The organism is Marivita sp. (genome assembly GCF_051251565.1).
GTDB lineage: Bacteria > Pseudomonadota > Alphaproteobacteria > Rhodobacterales > Rhodobacteraceae > Marivita.
This window is the reverse complement of sequence record NZ_JBPOFB010000002.1, coordinates 39,389-59,811: the sequence shown is the minus strand read 5'-3', so window position 1 is coordinate 59,811 and position 20,423 is coordinate 39,389. Positions and strand designations below refer to the sequence as shown.

Annotated in this window: 18 protein-coding genes; 8 read left to right on the top strand and 10 right to left on the bottom strand. The window is 58.3% G+C overall.

Translation table 11 applies throughout. From position 1 onward, the window contains the following. Window position 1: 1 nt before the first annotated feature. From ACSHXH_RS02795 to ACSHXH_RS02780, 4 genes are all read left to right on the top strand, one after another. Window positions 2-268: a hypothetical protein gene (locus ACSHXH_RS02795; protein WP_435670238.1), complete on the top strand. Its 267-nt coding sequence runs from the start codon at window positions 2-4 to the stop codon at window positions 266-268. Window positions 269-279: 11 nt separating this feature from the next. Further along, on the top strand, window positions 280-924 hold the full coding sequence (locus tag ACSHXH_RS02790) for a DUF1523 family protein (protein WP_435670237.1): 645 nt from the start codon (window positions 280-282) through the stop codon (window positions 922-924). Window positions 925-986: 62 nt separating this feature from the next. After that, window positions 987-1,511 (top strand): ester cyclase, encoded by a 525-nt coding sequence (locus ACSHXH_RS02785; protein WP_435670236.1) that lies wholly within the window; start codon window positions 987-989, stop codon window positions 1,509-1,511. Continuing rightward, the gene (locus tag ACSHXH_RS02780) at window positions 1,508-2,506 is read left to right on the top strand and encodes a LacI family DNA-binding transcriptional regulator (RefSeq protein ID WP_435670235.1); all 999 of its coding nucleotides are present in this window, start codon (window positions 1,508-1,510) and stop codon (window positions 2,504-2,506) included. Before ACSHXH_RS02785 ends, ACSHXH_RS02780 begins: the two co-directional genes overlap by 4 nt. A 3-nt stretch (window positions 2,507-2,509) precedes the next feature. Here ACSHXH_RS02780 and ACSHXH_RS02775 read toward each other — a convergent pair whose 3' ends face one another. Genes ACSHXH_RS02775 through ACSHXH_RS02755 form a run of 5 tightly spaced genes read right to left on the bottom strand, consistent with a single transcriptional unit; the run spans window position 2,510 to window position 8,104 of the window. Continuing rightward, window positions 2,510-3,484: an ester cyclase gene (locus tag ACSHXH_RS02775; protein WP_435670611.1), complete on the bottom strand. Its 975-nt coding sequence runs from the start codon at window positions 3,482-3,484 to the stop codon at window positions 2,510-2,512. 12 nt (window positions 3,485-3,496) lie between these two features. Continuing rightward, complete coding sequence (locus ACSHXH_RS02770) at window positions 3,497-4,369, bottom strand: dimethyl sulfoxide reductase anchor subunit family protein (RefSeq protein ID WP_435670234.1); 873 nt, start codon at window positions 4,367-4,369, stop codon at window positions 3,497-3,499. Further along, a complete protein-coding gene (locus ACSHXH_RS02765) occupies window positions 4,369-5,118 on the bottom strand; it encodes a 4Fe-4S dicluster domain-containing protein (RefSeq protein ID WP_435670233.1) in 750 nt (249 codons plus the stop codon). The genes ACSHXH_RS02770 and ACSHXH_RS02765 overlap by 1 nt, the downstream gene beginning before the upstream one ends. Next, the gene (locus ACSHXH_RS02760; RefSeq protein ID WP_435670232.1) at window positions 5,115-5,279 is read right to left on the bottom strand and encodes a hypothetical protein; all 165 of its coding nucleotides are present in this window, start codon (window positions 5,277-5,279) and stop codon (window positions 5,115-5,117) included. Before ACSHXH_RS02760 ends, ACSHXH_RS02765 begins: the two co-directional genes overlap by 4 nt. Beyond that, complete coding sequence (locus ACSHXH_RS02755; RefSeq protein ID WP_435670231.1) at window positions 5,276-8,104, bottom strand: molybdopterin oxidoreductase family protein; 2,829 nt, start codon at window positions 8,102-8,104, stop codon at window positions 5,276-5,278. Before ACSHXH_RS02755 ends, ACSHXH_RS02760 begins: the two co-directional genes overlap by 4 nt. Window positions 8,105-8,284: 180 nt before the next feature. On the opposite strand from ACSHXH_RS02755, the gene ACSHXH_RS02750 reads away from it, so the two are divergent. Beyond that, window positions 8,285-9,145, top strand: a complete 861-nt coding sequence (locus tag ACSHXH_RS02750; RefSeq protein WP_435670230.1) for a phosphate acyltransferase — start codon at window positions 8,285-8,287, stop codon at window positions 9,143-9,145. Here the strand turns inward: ACSHXH_RS02750 and ACSHXH_RS02745 are convergent. Together ACSHXH_RS02745 and xsc are read right to left on the bottom strand one after the other, a co-directional pair. Then, a complete protein-coding gene (locus ACSHXH_RS02745) occupies window positions 9,142-10,302 on the bottom strand; it encodes an acetate/propionate family kinase (RefSeq protein WP_435670229.1) in 1,161 nt (386 codons plus the stop codon). The genes ACSHXH_RS02750 and ACSHXH_RS02745 overlap by 4 nt on opposite strands. 1 nt (window position 10,303) lies before the next feature. Further along, a complete protein-coding gene (gene xsc / locus ACSHXH_RS02740; protein ID WP_435670228.1) occupies window positions 10,304-12,082 on the bottom strand; it encodes a sulfoacetaldehyde acetyltransferase in 1,779 nt (592 codons plus the stop codon). Between the two features lie 309 nt (window positions 12,083-12,391). Between xsc and ACSHXH_RS02735 the strand changes: the two genes are divergently transcribed. From ACSHXH_RS02735 to ACSHXH_RS02725, 3 genes are all read left to right on the top strand, one after another. Continuing rightward, entirely contained in the window at window positions 12,392-13,786 is a 1,395-nt protein-coding gene (locus tag ACSHXH_RS02735; protein ID WP_435670227.1) for an O-antigen ligase family protein, read from the top strand. Window positions 13,787-13,800: 14 nt separating this feature from the next. Further along, entirely contained in the window at window positions 13,801-15,138 is a 1,338-nt protein-coding gene (locus tag ACSHXH_RS02730; protein WP_435670226.1) for a glycosyltransferase family 4 protein, read from the top strand. A gap of 173 nt (window positions 15,139-15,311) precedes the next feature. After that, entirely contained in the window at window positions 15,312-17,264 is a 1,953-nt protein-coding gene (locus tag ACSHXH_RS02725) for an SGNH hydrolase domain-containing protein (protein ID WP_435670225.1), read from the top strand. On the opposite strand, the gene ACSHXH_RS02720 is transcribed toward ACSHXH_RS02725, so the two are convergent. Genes ACSHXH_RS02720 through ACSHXH_RS02710 form a run of 3 tightly spaced genes read right to left on the bottom strand, consistent with a single transcriptional unit; the run spans window position 17,265 to window position 20,421 of the window. Then, window positions 17,265-18,266: an ABC transporter ATP-binding protein gene (locus tag ACSHXH_RS02720; protein WP_435670224.1), complete on the bottom strand. Its 1,002-nt coding sequence runs from the start codon at window positions 18,264-18,266 to the stop codon at window positions 17,265-17,267. Next, window positions 18,263-19,258, bottom strand: coding sequence for an ABC transporter ATP-binding protein (locus tag ACSHXH_RS02715; RefSeq protein WP_435670223.1), 996 nt, complete (start codon window positions 19,256-19,258; stop codon window positions 18,263-18,265). The genes ACSHXH_RS02720 and ACSHXH_RS02715 overlap by 4 nt, the downstream gene beginning before the upstream one ends. After that, window positions 19,255-20,421: an ABC transporter permease gene (locus tag ACSHXH_RS02710; RefSeq protein ID WP_435670222.1), complete on the bottom strand. Its 1,167-nt coding sequence runs from the start codon at window positions 20,419-20,421 to the stop codon at window positions 19,255-19,257. Before ACSHXH_RS02710 ends, ACSHXH_RS02715 begins: the two co-directional genes overlap by 4 nt. Window positions 20,422-20,423 lie beyond the last annotated feature (2 nt).

Genomic DNA, 20,423 nt, shown 5'->3' with positions numbered 1-20,423 from the left:
TATGTTTGCACTTGGGCGTTTGTTGGTGATCGGGTTCCTGGCCCTGAGCGTGGTCTATATTTGCCTGTCGCTCTATTCGCGTGCGGTGCGCCGTGACAAGCTGGAACAAGAATGGGATGAGGAGATCCGCGAAGGCGACCGCGACGCCTTTGTGAAGGCGGGATTGCGCGACTATGACGGATCGCTGCGACGTAAGCTCATTCTGGGGGTGTATATCGTGCCGCTGACGCTTATTTCGGTTATCATCTACTTTACGAATTTCTACTAGGGGACGGCGACGTGGGTTATATCAAGTGGGCTTTTATCCTGACCTTCTGGGTCTTGTTCGCGTCGTTCCTGCACTACACCCTGCCGCAACACGATATTGCGCGGATCACCGACACCGAGGTGCGCCGGATCGACCCCGGTGAGAACCGATGGTTCTGGGCTTCTGCCGATGCCGGGAGTGATGGCAGTCTGGCCAGCCGTGATGTGCAGTTTATCTCGGCTGTGTTGGAAAATGGCCGCGTCATGGTCTACCGCAATGAAGACACCGGCTGGGGCTGGCCACCGTATTTCAAGTTCGACACATCGAACCTTCAAGCAGAAGCGGCCGATCTGCGGAGCTCCGCGTCTGATCCGCAATGGGCTGTGATCAAGCACTATGGCTGGCGCAACGAGTTCTTCACCATCTTCCCCAACGCCATCTCTGTCCGTCAGGTCGAAAGCCCGGATGTGCGGATCATACCGTGGATCAACATCCTTATCCTGACATCCATGGCCGCGTTGTTCTGGGCGATATATGTGCGCTGGCGGCGGTTTCGCATTGCGCGGATCGACCCGGTTCTTGAAGACGTCGAGGAGGGCTTTGACTCAGTTGGTGACGGGTTGGCCCGCCGCCGGAATGGTTTGCGCCGCTGGGTGGATAGCTGGAAGTCAAAGTAACGCGCTTGCCAAATCGGTTGGGTTGCGGGCACTCTCTTGCAAACGCATGCAGTGAGGGCATTATGACAGGCGCGCGACCAGAGCAGGCAGTCCTGACGCGGGACACGGACTTAAACAAGACCGAAGACACCCGCCGTGTGATCGAAAGCATGGTTGACGGCCTGAACGATCACCGGATCGCAGATATCGGTGAGTTTTTCGCCGAGGGCTTCCGTTGGATGGGCAACACAGGGTGCGGCACCAAGGACAGTCTGCGTGACTTTCAGGACAATTGGCAAAAGCCCTTTCAAGCCGCTTTTTCAGACAAGGTCTGTATCGATGAGGCGCGCCTTTACATGGGCGAATGGGCCGCAGCTTTCGGGCGACAAGAGGCGGTGCATTCAGGCCCTTTTATGGGGGTGGACGCCACGGGCACGCGCGTCACGATCCGTTACATGGATTTCTGGAAAGTGGTCGATGGCAAGATCGTCGACAATTACGTGATGGTCGATTTCCCGCATGTGTTGGCACAGCTTGGCATTGACGTGTTCAATGGAGAAGGCTGGGAGGCGTTCGACCGGGGGGACAGGACCCCACCCGCGCCATGACGACCCCTCGCAAAGTCACCTCTTTGGACGTGGCCAAGCGGGCCGGGGTAAGCCGCTCTGCCGTGAGCCGCGTGTTCACGCCCGGCGCATCGGTCAGTGACCGCACCGCGACGAAAGTGCGTGAAGCGGCCAATGCCCTTGGCTACCGCCCCAATGTGCTGGCCCGCGCAATGCTGACCGGCAAGAGCAAGATCATCGGCCTGGTGGTGGCCTATCTCGACAATCATTTCTATCCAACGGTACTGGAGCTGTTGTCCGAGGCGTTGGAGCGTGAGGGCTATCACGTTCTGGTCTTCATGGCGGCCCATACCGCGCATGATATCGAAGACGTGGTTGGCCAGATCCTTGACTACCAGGTGGATGGTCTCGTGCTGGCGTCGGTTGCACTTAGTTCTGATTTGGCGAACCGCTGCCGGGCGTCTGGCGTGCCCGTCGTGCTGTTCAACCGCAAGCTGGAGGCCGAGGGCGAATTGGCAGTGGTGTCAGACAACCGAAGCGGTGGACGTATGGCGGCAGATCATCTGGTGTCGCTTGGTCGTACGCGCATCGGACATATCGCAGGATGGGACGGGGCAAGCACGCAGCGCGACCGTGAAGCCGGGTTTGTCGAAGGTCTGCATGCGGCCGGGTTGGGCATGTTTGCCCGTGAGGTTGGAGATTTCCGCCTGCCCCGCGCCAAGGCCGCCGCACGACGCATGTTCGACACGTCCGACAGGCCGGATGCCGTGTTTGTTGCCAATGACTACATGGCGTTCGGAGTGATGGATGTCTTGCGCGCTGAATTGGGGCTGCGCGTCCCCGAGGACGTTGCCGTTGTCGGGTTTGACGATGTGCCAAGCGCGGCATGGCCTGCTTATGATCTGACGACGATCAGGCAGGATGCCGAAGCGATGGTGACAATAACGGTCTCTTCCTTGTTGGCTGAGATTGGTGGCAGCAACGTCACACCGCCCGATCCCTTGCCAGTCCGCTTGGTCCGCCGGGGCACGGCCTAGCGCCTAAACCTGACCTGTCGCCAAAAGGATCTGTTTCCAGATCGCCGTCTCGTCAATCAGTGTCCACTCCCGGCGCAGGCCATTGCGGCCAAATTCGGCGTGGGTGATCCCCATGATAAAGACCTCGACCCCGGTTGGCCGGCCGAACATGCCCCAACCGGAATGTGTGCCGTGCAAAGACCACCGCACCGCGGCACGCGCTGCACTAAGCGGGTCTTCCATGCCAATTTGGTGGTCGATCGAAAACCGCGCAGTCGGGAAGGCCGCGTGCAACTGCATCCAGAACCGATCCGCATCTGCATGCCCCACGCCCGTGACATGGCCGGGATAGGCCAGTTCCGCCGCACGATGATAAGCCTGCGGGATGATCGAAAACTCGGCCAGCGCAATCCGCGACAGGATATCGGCCAACGCCTGTCCCCATGCGGTGTCATTGCCCATGCCGGTATAGGGACCAGGCAAATCGGTGGCGGGGGTCATTGGTTTGACGCAGGCCTCTGGCCCGCCTTCGCGCGCGATCAGATCACGCGTCCAGGCGGTCACGTCCTGACCCATCTGGCGCACAATCGCCCCTTGATCACGGATCAACCATTCGTCGTACACACCGTTTTCGCGGCACCAGCAATCCGCAAGGATACGGTATTCCAGCCTGCGCCCGGTCGGCGCGCCGTAGACGCCCGGCCCGTCATGGGTAGCCGTGCAATAAAGCCGGTGTGACGACAGGAAACTGTCCGCCCCGGTGGAACACCAGATCACATCTTCGCCCAAAAGCGCGCGGTCGGGAAATTCGGCCAGCGTTGCCTCGGTTGCGGCGATGATCCCTGCATTGCCTTTGACCACAGAGGCCGGCGAGCGGACCACAAGCTCCGGCCCGTAATAGGCGTGCAACGTGTGGATTCCGCGATCTTCCCAGATATCCTTGGTGATCCCGAGGATGTAGTCTGGCACATCTGTCCAACGATCATCAAAGCCGGGCATAAAGGGCATGGGTCAGCGCATTCCGTAGTAGAGGCCCACGACATGCTCGGCCTCGGCAAAGAACAACCAGCGCGACACAAGCACGCCTGCAATATGGCTGATCAGGGCCAGCAGACCAAAGATGTGCGGATAGGGCAAAAGCAAAAGCAGAACCGGCAGCACCAGCATCAGCAGCAGCGCCACAGTTCGCAGCTTTTGGGCATGGCGGCGGCCCACCGTGTAGACCATTTCATTCAGCAGATAGTTGGTGCCGGTATGGGGCGCTTCAAACGCGCGCACCTCACCGATAAAGCCAAGCCCGGTGGCGGTTTTCATGTCCGTGCCACTTTGTTTGAACCGGGTATCGCCGGTTTTCCACCAAATCCCCTGAAGGGCACCGGCAACAACCAGCAGCACCAGACCGATGGTCACCCGCCCCGACAAAAGCGCGCCCCCTGCGACAGACAAGGCCACAAACAAGGCCGAGGTGAGCACCGTGTTCCACCGCGGCACAGTCTTGAGCTGCGCATAGATCATCGAGGTGGTGTAGACTGTCAGCAGACAGAACACTGCGCCGATCCAGCCCAGAACCGCGACCTGCGTGTCGAAGAACACAAGCAAGAACCCGTAGAGACCCATCGTGACAAGGGCTGCAACGGCGCACCACGCCTCGCGGCTCAGCCAGCTTGTCTGCCATTGGCTGAACGCCTTGATCGCGCGTTCGGGGCGGCCAAGGTGGAACGTGGAAGAGATCAGACCACCGACCGCAAGGATGTAACCGATGGCAAAGAACGCGAACGCCACCCAGCCGGTGGGTGCGGTTGCATCGATCCCCAGCCAAAACAACAGGCCAAGCCCAAGCCCGGAAAACGTGCTAAACGCAATAATGGACGGAGCCGGATGCATCAGAGTTTCTCCAGCGCTTTATCGAGCCATCCAAGGAAGCCTTTTGGCTCTTCCGCAATCGGCGCAAGCAAGGGCGCAAGGATGTCGATTTCTTCGTTCAGCCGGTCCTTGGGACGCGGCGGCAGGTATTTGTTCACCGGCTTGGTGCCAAGTTCGGGCATCAGGTCTATTCCGCCGCGTTCGGCCACCAATTGGCTGACGTCACTGTCGGGATCGCCCAGATCGCCGAAATGGCGCGCGTTGGATGGGCAGGTGCGCACACAAGCGGGCACGCGATCTTCTTCGGGCAGGTTTTCGTTGTAGATGCGATCCACGCACAGGGTACATTTCTTCATCACCCCTTCCGCCTGATCCAGCTCGCGGGCGCCATAAGGGCAGGCCCAGGCGCACAGGCCGCAGCCGATGCAATCTTTCTCGTTGACCAGAACGATGCCATCTTCGGTGCGCTTATAACTTGCTCCGGTCGGGCACACGGTCACGCAGGGTGCGTCATCGCAATGCAGACAGGATTTCGGAAAATGGACAAGCTGCGCCGGGCCGGAGGCTGGTTGGACCTCGTAGGAATGCACCCGGTTCAAGAAGGTGCCTGACGGATCCGCACCATAGGGGTTCTGATCAGACAAAGGCGCACCGTAGTTTTCGGTGTTCCACCCTTTGCAGGACACGACACAAGCATGGCACCCGACACAGGTATCAAGGTCGATCACCAGACCCATCTTGCGGTCGGTTTTTTCGGGAAGCTGCGTCATGTGATGCGATCCTCCGGCGCGAGGTATGCCGGTGACAGGTTGAACCCGATAGGGGGCTCTGCGTCTTTGTCCCATGTGGCGACGAACCAGATAAATGACAGCGCCATACCGATCAGGACAACAGCAATGGTGATCAAGGTGGCTTTCATAGCTCCGGTCATGTCTCTACCTTCCAGCGTAGCTCATCTGGCCCCTGTGCAACGGGCGATTTCAATTCGTCAAACACCGGATGCGATTCCTTTGGGGCAGCGACCTTTTCGATCTTCACCCGCAAGTCAAACCACGCCGCCTGTCCGGTAATCGGGTCAGAATTCGCCCAGCGCAGGCCATCCCCTTTGGGCGGCAGCAATTCGTGGATCAGGTGGTTGAGCAGGAACCCCTTGGTTGCCTCTGGCGCGTCCTTGTCCAAGGCCCACGCACCTTTGCGTTTGCCAATCGCGTTCCACGTCCAGATCGTATTTTCATTGAGCGCCGCCATATGCGCGACCGGCACCGTGATCTCACCATGCGCCGAGGAAATGCGCGCCCAATCGCCGGTTTGGAAGCTGTTCAGTTCCCAAAGCTTGGTGGGCAGGTACATCGGGTTGTGCCCATGGATCTGCCGCAACCACGCGTTCTGCGTGCCCCAGCTGTGGTACATCGCCATCGGGCGTTGTGTCAGGGCATGAACCGGGAATTCCTCTGGGTCGACATGGCCGTCCTCAAATGGCGGATACCAGATCGGAAGCGGATCAAGCGTATGCTTGATGCGTTCGCGCAGGTGATCCGGCGGCTGTCGATCCCCCTGCCCTTCAGCAGCCAGCTGAAATTTACGCATCGGTTCGACATAAAGCTGGAAAATGTAGGGCGCGGGCGCATCGTAGAGACCGATCTCTACCGCCCAATCCTGATACGCTTTGTTCCACGGCTTATAATACAACCCCTCATCAGGAACATGTGACGACCAGAACCCGCCATTGGCGATGTAGCTGTCAATCTGCGCCTCGTTCGCATCACCACGCCCGCCGGTCACGCCATGTTCACCTAGACGCCACCCTGCCAGCGGGCCAACTCCGGGACGGCGCTGGTGGTTGGTGATGTAATCAGCATAATCGGCGTATTTCTGGCTGCCATCCTCATTCACAAATCCCGGCAGATCGAGCATCGCACCCAATTCGCAGAGCACCGACTGGAACCCACGCACATCGCGATCAGGTTCCACAACAGGCCACCGGATTGCATCCGCAGCTGCGTCTGCTTCACAGATCGGACGGTCGAGCAGGGAAATACAGTCGTGCCGTTCGAGGTAGGTCGTATCGGGCAAGATCAGGTCGGCATAGGCGACCATCTCGGAGCTATACGCATCCGAATAGATGATGCGCGGAATCACGTAATCGCCGTTCTCATCGGTATCCGTCAGCATCTTCATCACGCCCGTCGTGTTCATCGACGAATTCCAAGACATATTCGCCATATACATGAACAGCGTATCAATCTTGTACGGATCACCCGCATAGGCGTTCGAAATCACCATGTGCATCAGCCCATGCGCGCTCATGGGGTTTTCCCACGTGAACGCTTTGTCGATGCGCGCGGGCGTGCCGTCATCTTTCAGGCAAAGGTCATCGGGACCATGCACAAACCCAAGATGCGGACCATCCAGTGGCTTGCCCGGTGTGACCTTGCAATGCGGTTTCGGATGCGCGGTCGCCGGTTTCGGATAAGGCGGCTTGAAGCGGAAGCCGCCGGGGGTTTCAACTGTTCCCAGCAGAATTTGCAAAACGTGCAGCGCGCGGCAGGTCTGGAACCCGTTCGAATGCGCGCTGATCCCGCGCATCGCGTGGAACGACACGGGACGACCGATCATTGTGTCATGCTTTTCGCCGCGGAAATCGGTCCACGGCTGATCAATCTCGATCGCTTCGTCAAAGGCGACGCGCGCAATCTCGGCTGCGATGCGTTTGATCTTGGTCGCTGGCACGCCGCAAGTGTCGGCCACAGCTTCGGGCGCGTATTTCGGATCAAGATACCGCTCGGCCAACAAGTGCATCACGGGCTTATGCGTGATCCCGGCGTGGCGGTAATTGGCGGATAGATCAGGTTTCACACCCGGCTGATCAAAAGGCGTCAGCTTGCCTGTCACGCGGTCCATGACCAGCGGCTTGCCGTCATTATCCTTGAGGAACAATCCATGCTCCGGCGACTTCGGGTCGCCATTCACCAGCACCGGTGCGTTGGTGTAGCGGGCAAGGTAATCGAGGTCGATCTTCCCAGCCTTGAGCAGCTCATGCACCAGCGCAAGGATAAACAACCCATCTGTGCCCGGTGTGATCCCCACCCAATCATCGGCAATCGCATTATAGCCGGTGCGGATCGGGTTGACGCCAATCACCTTGGCCCCGCGCGCCTTGATCTTGCCAAGGCCCATCTTGATAGGATTGCTATCGTGGTCTTCGGCAACGCCGAACAACATGAACAGTTTGGTGTGATCCCAATCGGGCTGACCAAATTCCCAGAAAGCACCACCCATCGTGTAGATGCCCGCAGCGGCCATGTTCACAGAACAAAACCCACCATGCGCAGCATAGTTCGGCGTGCCGAAATTCTGCGCCCAAAAGCTGGTAAAGGATTGCGACTGGTCGCGCCCGGTGAAAAACGCAAGTTTTTCCGGCGCTTCGGCGCGCAGTGGTGCCAGCCAGCCTTTGGCGATGCCCAGCGCTTCTTGCCACGAAATCTCTTCAAACTCACCCGACCCACGCGGCCCGACCCGTTTCAACGGCGCGCGCAGACGCGACGGCGCGTTGTGCTGCATGATGCCCGCGCTACCTTTCGCACACAAAACACCCTTGTTCACAGGGTGGTCGCGGTTGCCTTCAATATAGGCGACCTTGCCATCCTTCATATGCACGTCGATCCCGCAGCGGCATGCGCACATATAGCAGGTGGTTTTGCGCACCTCGTCAGACACTTTCGGTGACAGATTCAGCTCTGGCTGGACGTGACCCATCGGATTCCTCCCTCTCCTGGCCGAATGTATCCCCGGTCAGATTTTGCCGTAGTGTTCATGTTTCCGCGCCAATGGTAAAGCAGCAAAATGCAAGCGCTTACATCGGGTCGCCTCAACCGAGTTCCCCTTGACGTTGGCTGTCGACAATGCCTCCTCTGACGTCCGGAACAGGAGGTCAAGATGAGCATATTGGACAGGGCACGCAGGGTCGCGGCTTCGGCTGATGCAAAGGTGGTCTTTCCCGAACTGGACGACCCCCGCGTTGCAATGGCCGCAGACCGGTTGCGCGCAGATGGGCTGTGTACGCCTATTCCAGTCACGAAAGACACCACGGATGATCTTGTTGCGGCAATGATGGCAGTACGCGGCACGAAAGAAGCGCTGGTGCGACGACTTTTGCAAAAGCCTCTGTACCGCGCTGCTGCCATGGTGCGCGCGGGTAAGGCCGACGCAATGGTTGCAGGCGCCGACAGCCCGACCCGCCGCGTGATCGAAGCGGCAAGCATGGGGATAGGATTGGCCGACGGCGTAGACATCCCATCGTCGTATTTCCTGATGACCTTTCCGGATGGGCGGGACTTCATTTTTGCCGATTGCGCGGTGAACGTCATGCCTGACGCAATGGCTTTGGAAGCCATTGCGCGCGCTTCCGAAGCGACAGGCCGTACGCTACTGGGGGATGCACGCGTCGCATTGTTGTCATTCTCGACAGCTGCAAGCGGCGCGGGCGACAGCGTCGACATCGTGCGCGCGGTGGCCGAGGCAACCGGGTTCACCGGACCGATACAAGCGGATGCCGCCCTGAATGCCAGCATCGCTGCCAAGAAAGGCTTTGGCAATGGAAACGCGAATGTGCTTGTCTTCCCATCGCTTGACGCAGGCAACATCGCGTACAAGCTCTGCCAGGAATTGGGTGGAGCGCAGGCGGTTGGGCCGTTCCTGCAAGGCTTTCGCCACCCGGTTTGCGACCTGAGTCGCGGCGCCACGGTAGATGATATCGTCGCCGCAACATTGATTACCATCTCGCTTGCCCTCCCTTAGCCTTCGGCCAAAAGTCGGACCGCATCCATCGCAATCTCACGCTCTTCTTCGGCGGGGATGATCCAGACGGATACGGCAGATGCATCCAAGTGCAACTGAGTGGCGTTCTGCACATTCAGAGTCGGATCAAACCGCACACCCGCCCACGCCAGCCCGCCAAGGATGCGTGCACGCACATCGCGGGCGTTCTCGCCAATACCGCCTGTAAAGGCGATGGCGTCCAGACCTTCAAGCGCAGCAATCAAAGACCCGGCATGGCGCAGCGTCCAATAACAGAAATGTTCGACTGCAAAGGCACTGTTCTCGGAGGGGTCAAGCATCAGGTTACGCATGTCTGATTTGCCGCCGGACAGACCCAGCAATCCGCTTTCGTGGTTAAGAATGGCCTTTGTCCGGTCCAAACCGTTGTCTTCCACCAGCCGCAGCACGGCGTTCGCGTCGATCCCACCGGACCGCGTGCCCATTGTCAGCCCGTCCAGAGGCGAATAGCCCATCGTGGTCGCAATCGACTTCCCTGCCTTAATCGCACATAGCGACGCGCCATTGCCGAGGTGAAAGGCCAGCACCCGCTCGGGCAAGGCCACGCCGGACAGATCAGGAAGGCGGCGCACAAGCGAGGCATAGCTGAGCCCGTGGAACCCATAGCGGCGGATGCCTTTGGTCTCGACGGTTTTGGGAATGGCGTAGCGCGTTGCCACCTTGGGGTTGGTGGCGTGGAACGACGTGTCGAAGCTGGCAAATTGCGGAACATGCGGGGCGATCTGCGCCAAGGCCCGCATCGGGGCAAGGTTGTGCGGGTTGTGCAGCGGCGCAAGCGGCGTGCATTTGGCAATCTCGGCTTGCACGGCCTCTGTCACGCGCAATGGCCCGGTCAGGGTCGCCCCGCCATGCACAACGCGGTGCCCGACAGCGCGCAGCGATTGCGGATCAATACCCCTGTTCGCCAATGCGCCCAGAATAGCCTCAAGCGCTGTGCTGTGATCTACAAGCGAAACAGAGGACACCGCGTCCCCGACCCGCAAAGTGGATGCGCCGCCAATCGCGTCAGCGAGGCCAGACAGGGTTTGCTCCAGCGCCCCATCAAACAGCGCAAACTTGATCGAGGACGACCCCGCATTCAGGACCAGAACAGGCCCATCCGATGCGGGGTCCACCATATCAGGCGACCTTTTGCGGACGCATATCCGCAGGATCAATGCCAGCAACGGCCACGGGGGCTTTCATCGCATCGCGGCGGAACGGCTCGCCCAGTTCCTGATTGATCATGGCTTCGATCAACGTGGTCTTGCCATGTTCCATCTGGTCTTTGATCGCGGTGTTCAGCGCATCGCGCAGTTCATCCATCGTATGCGCAACGATGCCTTGCATGCCGCATGCCTTGGCGATGCCAGCATAGCTGACCCCGTCATCGAGTTCGGTACCGACGAAGTTATCATCATACCAAAGCGTCGAATTCCGCTTTTCCGCGCCCCACTGGTAGTTGCGGAACACGATCTGCGTGACCGCTGGCCATTCGGGACGACCAATCGCGGTGAGTTCGGTCACAGCAATGCCAAAGGCACCGTCCCCTGAAAACCCGACAACCGGCACATCCGGGCAACCGATCTTGGCACCAACAACAGATGGCAGACCATAGCCACACGGCCCAAACAGACCCGGCGCCAGATATTTCCGGCCCTCTTCGAACGACGGGTAGGCGTTGCCGATGGCGCAATTATTGCCGATGTCAGAGCTGATGATCGCGTCTTTTGGCAACGCGCTCTGAATTGCGCGCCATGCCGTGCGCGGGCTCATCCAATCGGGTTTGGCCGCACGGGCGCGTTCGTTCCAGGTTGTGCCGGGATCATCGTCTTCGTGATCCATGCTCGACAGTTGCTGCGCCCATGTGGATTTGGTTTTCGCAATTGTCGCTTTGCGCTCTTCGCGGCCCTCATCGCCAGCGGTGCCTGACAGACGAGACAGAATACCCTCAGCCACCTTTTTCGCATCACCCACGATGCCGACACTGACCTTTTTCGTCAGGCCAATCCGGTCCGGGTTGATATCCACCTGAATGATCTTGGCGTTCTTGGGCCAGTAGTCGATGCCATAACCGGGCAGCGTTGAAAACGGGTTGAGCCGGGTGCCGAGGCATAGAACCACGTCCGCCTGCGAGATCAGCTCCATCCCGGCTTTTGATCCGTTATAGCCCAAAGGCCCGGCAAACAGCGGGTGCGATCCGGGGAACGCATCATTATGCTGATAGCCAACGCAAACCGGCGCGGTCAGACGTTCGGCCAACTCCATCGACGCGGGGATCGCGCCTGCCAGAACCACGCCCGCACCATTGAGGATCACCGGATTTTTGGCCTGCGACAGCAGCTCTGCCGCCTGCTGAATCGCTGTATCTCCGCCAGAGGGACGTTCGAATTCAACCACTTCGGGCAGGTCGATGTCGATCACCTGCGTCCAGAAATCGCGCGGCATGTTGATCTGTGCCGGGGCCGAAGCGCGCTTGGCGTTCAGGATCACCCGGTTGAGCACTTCAGCCACGCGCGAGGCATCGCGCACCTCTTCCTGATAGGCGACCATGTCTTCGAACAGCTTCATCTGTTCGACCTCTTGGAACCCCCCCATCCCGATGGTCTTGTTGGCAGCCTGCGGTGTGACGAGCAACAGCGGCGTATGGTTCCAGTAGGCGGTTTTCACAGCGGTGACGAAGTTGGTGATGCCGGGGCCGTTCTGCGCAATCATCATGCTCATCTTGCCAGACGCGCGGGTATACCCGTCAGCCATCATGCCACCCGACCCTTCATGTGCGCAATCCCAGAAGGTGATGCCTGCTTTGGGAAAGATATCGGAAATCGGCATGAACGCAGACCCGATGATCCCGAATGCATGTTCAATTCCGTGCATCTGGAGGGTTTTGACAAAGGCTTCTTCGGTGGTCATTTTCATGGTGGCTCTCCCAAACAACACCGCAGGCTTGGGTGCCCGCGCGGTTGCGCAGACAGTAGCGACGAGTCGCCCCCGCCAATAGGGCCACATTCACAGGCGGCTTATAGCCAAAACCAATCACCAACCAACTTGCGACGCCCCAACACCTGAACGCGGAAACACGCATTTGCTGCAATCCCGTGCTATTTGTGCCGAAATTCAAATGCAGTATGCTTCCGAGCATCTGACCGGGAATTGACGCAATGCGCGTCGGCCCGTCTCTGAAACACGCGATCCGCGCCCGTTGGCAGGACAAAGACAGGACCCCGAATGCCAAATGCATTGGCAACGCTCACATTGGCTGTCTGGCCACTGGTCACGGTGTTTCTTTTCCTGAAACTGCCGCCGGGCAGAGCTGTGATCGCAACCCTGCTTGTTGGCTACCTGTTCCTGCCAGAACCGCCGGCCGGATTTGATTTTCCACTGATTCCACCCTTGACCAAACACACCATTCCCGCGCTCAGCGCGATGATGATGTGGGTGTGGCTCTATCCACAGAACCTCAACCTGATGCCAAGATCACCGCTGGCTGTAGGTCTGTTGCTGATTTTCGTGTTCTCGCCTGTGGGCACAACGGTGTTGAACCTCACTCCGATCTATTGGGGCGAATTCTACATTCAGGCGATGACGCTGAAGGATTCACTCGGGCTGGTGATTCAGCAGGTTTTGCTGATCCTGCCGTTTCTGTTGGCGCGCCGCTTTCTCTATCGTGCCGAAGACCAGCGCGATTTGCTGTTTGCGTTCATGATCGGCGGTTTGCTGTATTCGGTGCCGATGCTGATCGAAATCCGTTTGTCACCGCAGCTTAATATGTGGATCTACGGGTATTTTCAGCACGATTTCATCCAGACGATCCGCTTTGGCGGCTTCCGCCCGATGGTGTTCCTGTACCACGGGATCTGGGCCGCGTTCTTTCTGCTCATGGCCATCCTTTCGGCCTATGCGCTTTGGCGGACCAAGCAGATCACATCGAACTGGAAGCTGCTTTTGATCGCCTTCTATCTCACGGGCGTTCTGGTGCTGTCCAAGTCGCTTGGCGCATGGCTGTTTGCCGCGATCCTGATTCCAACCATCGTCATGTTGGGCGCGCGGTGGCAGATGCGACTGGCCGTGGTGATTGCCAGCTTTGCCATTGCCTATCCCGCGCTCAAGGGTGTGGACCTGATCCCGCAGGATGGAATTCTTGAGGCAGCGGCAAGCATCGATCCGGAACGCTCTGCTTCGCTTGCATTCCGGTTTGGCAATGAAAACGCGTTGCTGGAACGTGCCCAGGAACGGCCCCTATTCGGGTGGGGCAGCTACAACCGGAACCAGATCCTTGACACCACCTCGGGTGAGGTTGAAACCGTCACCGATGGCCGCTGGGTGATCTTGATTGGGCAGTTCGGCTGGCTGGGGTTCCTTGCTGAATTTGGTCTGCTGGTCCTGCCTGTGATCTTTCTCTGGCGCGAAACCCGCTATCGAAAACCCGAGGATTTTTCCCCGCTGATCGTGCCTTTGTCGCTGATCCTCGCAGTGAATGTGTTCGACATGTTGCCCAACGCCACACTGACGCCGCTAACTTGGCTGATGGCGGGTGCATTGACAGGTTATGCCGAATCCTTGCGTCACAATCGTAACGCGTACCAGTCACGGCATCACCTGCTGTGGCGTCCAGTTTTGTAGGTATCGAGACCAATATGACGTCAGCGAAATCAACCCGCCCCCGCGTGCTTGCCATTGCCGAAGCCGCGAACCCCGAATGGGTCAGCGTTCCGCTTGTCGGCTGGTCACTGGCGCAAGCCTTGCGCGAGGTAGCGGATGTGCATCTTGTCACTCAGATCCGAAACCGAGAGGCGATCTTGCGGGCCGGGCTGATCGAAGGACAGGATTTCACCGCCATCGATTCAGAGGCGGTGGCCCGCCCACTTTGGGCCGTCGCAGAAAAGCTTCGGATGGGCGAGGGCAAGGGCTGGACTACGCTGCAAGCGATCAACGCCCTGATCTATCCATGGTTCGAACATCTGGTCTGGAATAAATTCGGACCTGCAATCACTGCTGGTGAGTTTGATGTCGTCCACCGGATCACACCGCTGAGCCCAACCATCGCGTCGCCAATTGCCAAAAAAGTGGCCAAGGCGGGTGTGCCTTTTGTCCTTGGCCCACTGAACGGCGGTGTGCCTTGGCCGCGCCAATTCGATGCGGAACGGCGTGCCGAAAAGGAATGGCTCAGCTATCTGCGCAGCGCCTACAAACACCTGCCCGGACGCACCAGAACGTTGAAACATGCGTCCGCCATCCTTGTCGGATCGCACCACACCCAAAGCGAAATTCCGGAATGCTATCAGGACAAAACTGTCTATATCCCCGAAAACGGCATTGATCCGACGCGGTTCAATCAAATCGCACAGCCGGACAATGACGTTCTGCGGGCCTGTTTCGTCGGCCGGTTGGTACCCTACAAAGGCGCTGACATGCTGATCGCGGCGGCGGCGGATTTGGTGCGCGCAGGGCGCATGACGCTGGACATTATCGGCGATGGCCCGATGTTCAACCACCTGACAGCACAAGCTAAGTCACTGGGATGCGACACGGGGCTGACATTCCACAAATGGGTGCCGCATGCCGAAGTGCAGGCAATCCTTGCCCGATCCCACATCCTGAGCTTTCCATCGATCCGCGAATTCGGAGGCGGCGTTGTTCTCGAAGCGATGGCCTTGGGGGTCGTTCCGGTAATCGTCGACTACGCCGGGCCTGCAGAACTTGTGACGCCAGAGACCGGATACAAAGTGCCCTGCGGCCCAAGAGACGACATTATCGCAGGTTTTCGCAAAACACTGACAGAGCTCGCCAAAGAGCCGGCGTCGCTTGAGCCCATGTCGCGCGCAGCAAAAGACCGGGTTGATGCGCATTTCCTATGGGGTCGCAAGGCCGGGCAGGTGCGTCAGGTGTATGACTGGGCGATGTCGCAAAACCGATCAGAGAAACCCGACATTTTTGCGGCACCGATACGGCAATTGTCGCCCAAATCGGCATAATTTGAACGACACATTGTTTCCGCCTTTCCCGTTGCCACAATACCGCCAAAACAGCTATCAATGCGGAACGGTGGGGGCCGTGCTAGTAGAATTGTGTATACATGAAAGCCCGTCGTCCCTTCAGAATTTCGGACATTCTGGATCTGAAAGACACTGATTCTGCCCGCTCTGAAATGCGGCAGTTTCTTTTGGCGATGGCAGCGCTTGCCTTTATCTTTGCAGCCCTTGGCACAGGAAGTGTGGGGGCAGATGCATTTGCCAAGGATATCATCCTCGTGTTCTGCGGCGGCTGGTGCGCCAATAAGCTGGTTGGCGGCACGGACGTGTTCAAATCCCAGCTTGTCTCGGTCCTTCAGGCTTATTTCACTGGCCTCTTGTGCTGCTCGGTTCTGATGTTCGCCGTGGGGTGGATGGTGTTCCTGCCCCAAGAATACCAGAACTTGGGCCATTCCCTTCTTCTAGCGGCAACACTGTCGACGAACCTTGGGCTGGCGCTGTTCCCGGTTGGGTCAGGGCTTCGGTTTGACGGGTTGTTCGATCATCTTTGGCTGCCGGCACTGATTGCCCAGTGCTGCGCCGTCCTGGTTCTTCTCCAGGCAGTTCTTGGTAAAAACCCACAACGGCTCTTGACCGTATTGGGCGCGATTGCAGCGTTGTCATTGGCGCTGGCGATGTCTCCAAGCCCGGTCATTCAAATGCTGCCCTTTGGCGGGCTTTGGGCGTTCTTGTTTGGCGCAATTCCGTTCATCGCCACGCATCGGTTTGCAATACTGAAATACGCGATACTGATCGGTCTGATCAATCTCATGGCCGGCATCCTGACCATCACAACCTCTGGCGATACCTTGCTCGCCCGCGCATTGGTGGCGCTTGGATTGGCGTTTTTGTACGTGGGCAGCCGCAATAGCGCGGTGTCATCCACAATCGTTTCCCAAAGCCAACGTTGGTTTGGCATGGCGCTTCACACATTCCTTTGGGCTGTGCCCCTGACCTTGCTGCATTCCGCACTTAGCATCACCGATCAAAGCCAATCGGACTTCCTGATGCTTATCATTCCATGTCTTCTGTTTGCGATTTTCTCGTGGACGATCTGGCAGCATTTCGAAGCCCGTGTCGGGTCTGATCGATTGATCATCAGCGGGGTCTTGGCCTTTGCACTGTTCATGAACGGTCTGATCGGGCTTAGCGCACAGGGTTTTCAAATCCGCTTTCCCGATGGCGCACAAGCCTACATCCACGCGCTCGACAGCGCCGAGCCTGTGTTCGACTGCCCGTTGGTCACCGATGGCCCCTTGGCCGGTCTGAATGTCTGTCGTCTGGGGCCCGACGGACCACCAAAGGCCCTTGTTTGGGGCGATCATCAGCTTGACACCATTCGCGCTGGCTTTGCCGAAGCAGCACGGCGCGCGCAGGTACCAACACTCTTGATTGCCCAACCCAACTGCATTCCCGTTGACGGGTTACAGACCCGGTTCTCGACCGCTGAGGTTCATTCAGGCCGCGAATGTGACCAACATTCCGCGCAGGTTCTTCAAGCCATTCCACATATCCACAGCATCCGTCAGGTGACCTTGGTCGCAGATTGGACCTATTACACCGACACCAAAGGTGCAGAGCTTTTTCAGCGCCCGGCACTTCGCCTTGGCCCAATGGACGGAACCCCGATCGACGTGACGCGGCAGGCGGATTACGTTGCCGCTGCGACACAGAGCACAATTCACTGGATGACAGAGCGCGGCTTGCGCGTTTCGGTTTTGCGGCAGGTTCCAGCACAACCGCGGTTCGATGCAGAAATGGCGGCGCGTGCCAGCGTGCCCGGCGCACGCATGTATCTTGGCATGCCTGCTCTTGCTGACGCGATCACAATAGACGTCGCCACGCGCATCAATGCACCTGTTGACACAATGTTCAGACGCTTGGCAGCGACCGGACAGATGTCCTACGTAAATTCCTGGAGCGCATATTGCTCAGACACGCGCTGCACTGCCCGAGGCGGTCTGTCGAGCGACTACATCACATCAACGCGGCTTAGCCCAAGCGGCGCGCTTGCATTGGCGCCCATCCTTGAAGCCGACCTGAAACGTGCGCTGACCCATGTCCCCTTCAGGCGCGCTGCAGGAAGCTGATCAGGCAGCCTGCGGGACCATCAGCTCTTTCCACCGGTGACACGACACGTCATGCCCGGTTCCGTCCGTTTCCAGTTGCGGCTCCACCTGTTTGCAGTGGTCAATCGCAAACGCGCAGCGCGTGTGGAACTTACACCCTGACGGTTGATTGGTCGGTGACGGGATTTCTCCAGTCAGCTTTTGCGCCGATCCCCGGTCATCCGGGTCAAGCGACGGGATCGCGGAAAAGAGCGCCTTGGTATAGGGGTGACGCGGCGCCGCAAAAAGCTTGCGCGTTGGTGCGGTTTCCACCAACCGGCCAAGATACATCACCGCAACATGATCACAGGTGTGCGCCACAACCGACAAATCGTGGCTGATGAACAAAAAGGTAAGGCCCATGTCAGACTGGATCTGCTTAAGCAGGTTCAGAACGTCTGCTTGAATCGACACGTCAAGCGCCGCGACACTTTCATCGGCCACGATGAACTTGGGCGCAGAGACCAACGCACGGGCAATCGAAATACGCTGACGCTGACCGCCTGAAAAGGCGTGCGGAAAACGCCGAAGATGTTCAAGGTTCAAACGGCATTTCGCAGCAATTTCGCGCACGCGGGCATCCGTTTCAGCCCGCGTCCTGGTCAGCTTCATCACCTCAAGCGGTTCGGCAATGATGTCGCGCACTGTCATCCGAGGGCTAAGCGCGGCGTAGGGATCCTGAAAGATCAACTGCGCGCGTTTGCGGTAATCCTTGAGCTGGTCCTTGGTGATTGTTTCAAGGTCATAATCGACCTCGCCATCGCTATATTGCGCGCCACCCGCCGTGATCGGAGCCGCCTTGAGCAATGCGCGACCCAGTGTCGTTTTGCCAGACCCGCTTTCCCCCACAAGCCCAAAGAAAGATCCCTTCTCGATATCGAGTGACACGTTATCGACTGCCTTGAGAATCTGCTTGTTGAACAAACCGCCCCCGATGGGAAACCCAACTGAAAGCCCTTTTGCGCGGATCAGAACATCACTCATGCGGGCACCTCGTCGTAGATATGGCAGGCTACTTTATGGCTGGCGTCGATCATCCGATCCTTGGGATCGACGCGTTTGCAAACATCGCCGACGATCTTGCTACAACGTGTATGAAACACACATCCTGTAGGGCGCTCCAGCGGTGACGGAATGTCCCCCGGAACCGGCGTCAAGGGCGAGTCGAGATCATCCAGCTTGGGCAGCGCAGCAAGCAGGCCTTGGGTATAGGGGTGTTTCGGATTGCGGATCACCTCGCGCACCGGGCCTTCTTCGATCATCCGGCCCAGATACATCACGTTCACCTTATCGGCGGTCTGGGCCACAACACCCAAATCATGGGTGATGAACACGATGCCCATATGGAACTCGGCCACAAGGTCTTTCATCAGGTCGATCACTTGCGCCTGAATGGTCACATCAAGCGCCGTTGTCGGTTCGTCCGCAATCAACAGTTTGGGTTGGGTCGACAGCGCCATTGCGATCATCGCGCGCTGACGCATCCCGCCAGACAGCTCGAACGCGTATTGGTCAAACCGTTTTGCAGGGTCCGAAATTCCGACGCGGTCCAGCATCTCGATCGACCAGCGTTTTGCTTGATCCTTGGAATAGTCCCCGTGCAGCAAAAGCTGCTCGACCATCTGTTTGCCAATGCTGATGGCAGGCGCAAAGCTGGCCATGGGTTCCTGAAAGATCATCGACACCGCACCACCGCGCACGATGTTCAGGTCACGCGGGGTCTTGAGGGACAGAACATCGACCGGGCCACTTTCGGTGTGCAGCGTGATCTTGCTTTCGGGCGTGTAGACCGCGTTGCGCGCGTTCAGATGCATCAGCGCCTTTGCGGTCACGGATTTGCCCGATCCGGATTCACCCACCAACCCCATCACCTCGCCGGTGTTGAGCGAAAAGCTGACATTGTCGACAGCGGTGATCAGCCCTTCATCGGTGCGGAACTTCAGAGTAAGGTTTTCAACGTCGATCAGGGCGGTCATTTGGTATTGTCCGAATAGGGGTCTGCCGCGTCGCGCAAGCCGTCTCCGACAAACACAAACGCCATCACCAGTGCGATGAAAAAGATCACCGGGATGAAGTACCATTGATAGTTAAGAAGCACGTCAGCGCTGGTCACATTCTGGAGCATGACGCCAAGGCTGTTCACCGGATCCTTGAGGCCAAGACCGATGAACGACAACGCGGTTTCAGACAGCACCATGTAGGGAAACGAAATCACCAGATCGACGATGATGTAGCTGGTGAAACTCGGCAGAAGATGCCGCCGGATCGTGTGCCCCGACGAGGCCCCGCACAACTGCGCTGCGAGCACGTATTCCTGATTGCGTTCGGTCAACAAATGCGTCCGCACGCGCCGCGCCAATGTGGGCCAGCCGATCAGACCAAGGATCAGCGAGATATAGAAGAACCGTTCCTCTGCCGAAAGCTCAGGTGGCATGAAGGCCGCCACCGCCATGAACAAGGGAATAGCTGGCACTGTTCGCACCGCGTCGGTGATCATCTGCAACACAGAGTCGATCCAACCACCGTAATACCCCGACACCCCGCCAATCACGAGAGCTAGCACAAAAGCGATCAACACGCCGATTGTCCCCACCTGTAACGATGTCCAGATTGCGTGGAAGGTACGGGAAAAGATGTCTTTGCCGCTCGCATCGGTGCCAAAGACATGCACGAAGCCGTCTTGCGTGCCAAAAAGATGGGTGTCCATTGGGATGAAGCCAAAAAGCTTGTAGTCCCAACCTTCAACGAAGAAGTAGATATAGGTGCGTTCGTCTTCGTTCACGGTGGTGACCCAGCGGAAATTCGTGGCCATCGACCGTTCCCGTTCGACCGTGTGCACAAAGGGCCGCAATGAACATCCGTTCGCATCGCAGAACATCGGGATCTGCGGCGCACCGTTGGTGTATTCGTCGTTCTTGCCCGCAATCGTCGGATCGTAGGGCGAAAGGAATGGTGCAAAAATCCCGGACAGGACTAGAAACAGCAAAACGCTTGCCGCGATCATCGCCGATCGCTGACGTTTGAACCGCGCCCAGATAAGTTGCCCCTGCGAGGCGGTGAAATACGCCTCTTTCGACTTTTGTGCCGATGCTGTTGCGGACAATTCCGGTTGCGTGTGGGGATCGGGAACAGATGTCATCG

What these genes read in the sequence shown, in the direction of transcription:
- ACSHXH_RS02795 (WP_435670238.1), top strand. Translation starts at nt 2, where the DNA reads ATGTTTGCACTTGGGCGTTTGTTGGTGATCGGGTTCCTGGCCCTGAGC.
- ACSHXH_RS02785 (WP_435670236.1), top strand. Translation starts at nt 987, where the DNA reads ATGACAGGCGCGCGACCAGAGCAGGCAGTCCTGACGCGGGACACGGAC.
- ACSHXH_RS02780 (WP_435670235.1), top strand. Translation starts at nt 1,508, where the DNA reads ATGACGACCCCTCGCAAAGTCACCTCTTTGGACGTGGCCAAGCGGGCC.
- ACSHXH_RS02775 (WP_435670611.1), bottom strand. Translation starts at nt 3,484, where the DNA reads ATGCCCGGCTTTGATGATCGTTGGACAGATGTGCCAGACTACATCCTC.
- ACSHXH_RS02770 (WP_435670234.1), bottom strand. Translation starts at nt 4,369, where the DNA reads ATGCATCCGGCTCCGTCCATTATTGCGTTTAGCACGTTTTCCGGGCTT.
- ACSHXH_RS02765 (WP_435670233.1), bottom strand. Translation starts at nt 5,118, where the DNA reads ATGACGCAGCTTCCCGAAAAAACCGACCGCAAGATGGGTCTGGTGATC.
- ACSHXH_RS02760 (WP_435670232.1), bottom strand. Translation starts at nt 5,279, where the DNA reads ATGACCGGAGCTATGAAAGCCACCTTGATCACCATTGCTGTTGTCCTG.
- ACSHXH_RS02755 (WP_435670231.1), bottom strand. Translation starts at nt 8,104, where the DNA reads ATGGGTCACGTCCAGCCAGAGCTGAATCTGTCACCGAAAGTGTCTGAC.
- ACSHXH_RS02750 (WP_435670230.1), top strand. Translation starts at nt 8,285, where the DNA reads ATGAGCATATTGGACAGGGCACGCAGGGTCGCGGCTTCGGCTGATGCA.
- ACSHXH_RS02745 (WP_435670229.1), bottom strand. Translation starts at nt 10,302, where the DNA reads ATGGTGGACCCCGCATCGGATGGGCCTGTTCTGGTCCTGAATGCGGGG.
- xsc (WP_435670228.1), bottom strand. Translation starts at nt 12,082, where the DNA reads ATGAAAATGACCACCGAAGAAGCCTTTGTCAAAACCCTCCAGATGCAC.
- ACSHXH_RS02735 (WP_435670227.1), top strand. Translation starts at nt 12,392, where the DNA reads ATGCCAAATGCATTGGCAACGCTCACATTGGCTGTCTGGCCACTGGTC.
- ACSHXH_RS02730 (WP_435670226.1), top strand. Translation starts at nt 13,801, where the DNA reads ATGACGTCAGCGAAATCAACCCGCCCCCGCGTGCTTGCCATTGCCGAA.
- ACSHXH_RS02725 (WP_435670225.1), top strand. Translation starts at nt 15,312, where the DNA reads ATGCGGCAGTTTCTTTTGGCGATGGCAGCGCTTGCCTTTATCTTTGCA.
- ACSHXH_RS02720 (WP_435670224.1), bottom strand. Translation starts at nt 18,266, where the DNA reads ATGAGTGATGTTCTGATCCGCGCAAAAGGGCTTTCAGTTGGGTTTCCC.
- ACSHXH_RS02715 (WP_435670223.1), bottom strand. Translation starts at nt 19,258, where the DNA reads ATGACCGCCCTGATCGACGTTGAAAACCTTACTCTGAAGTTCCGCACC.
- ACSHXH_RS02710 (WP_435670222.1), bottom strand. Translation starts at nt 20,421, where the DNA reads ATGACATCTGTTCCCGATCCCCACACGCAACCGGAATTGTCCGCAACA.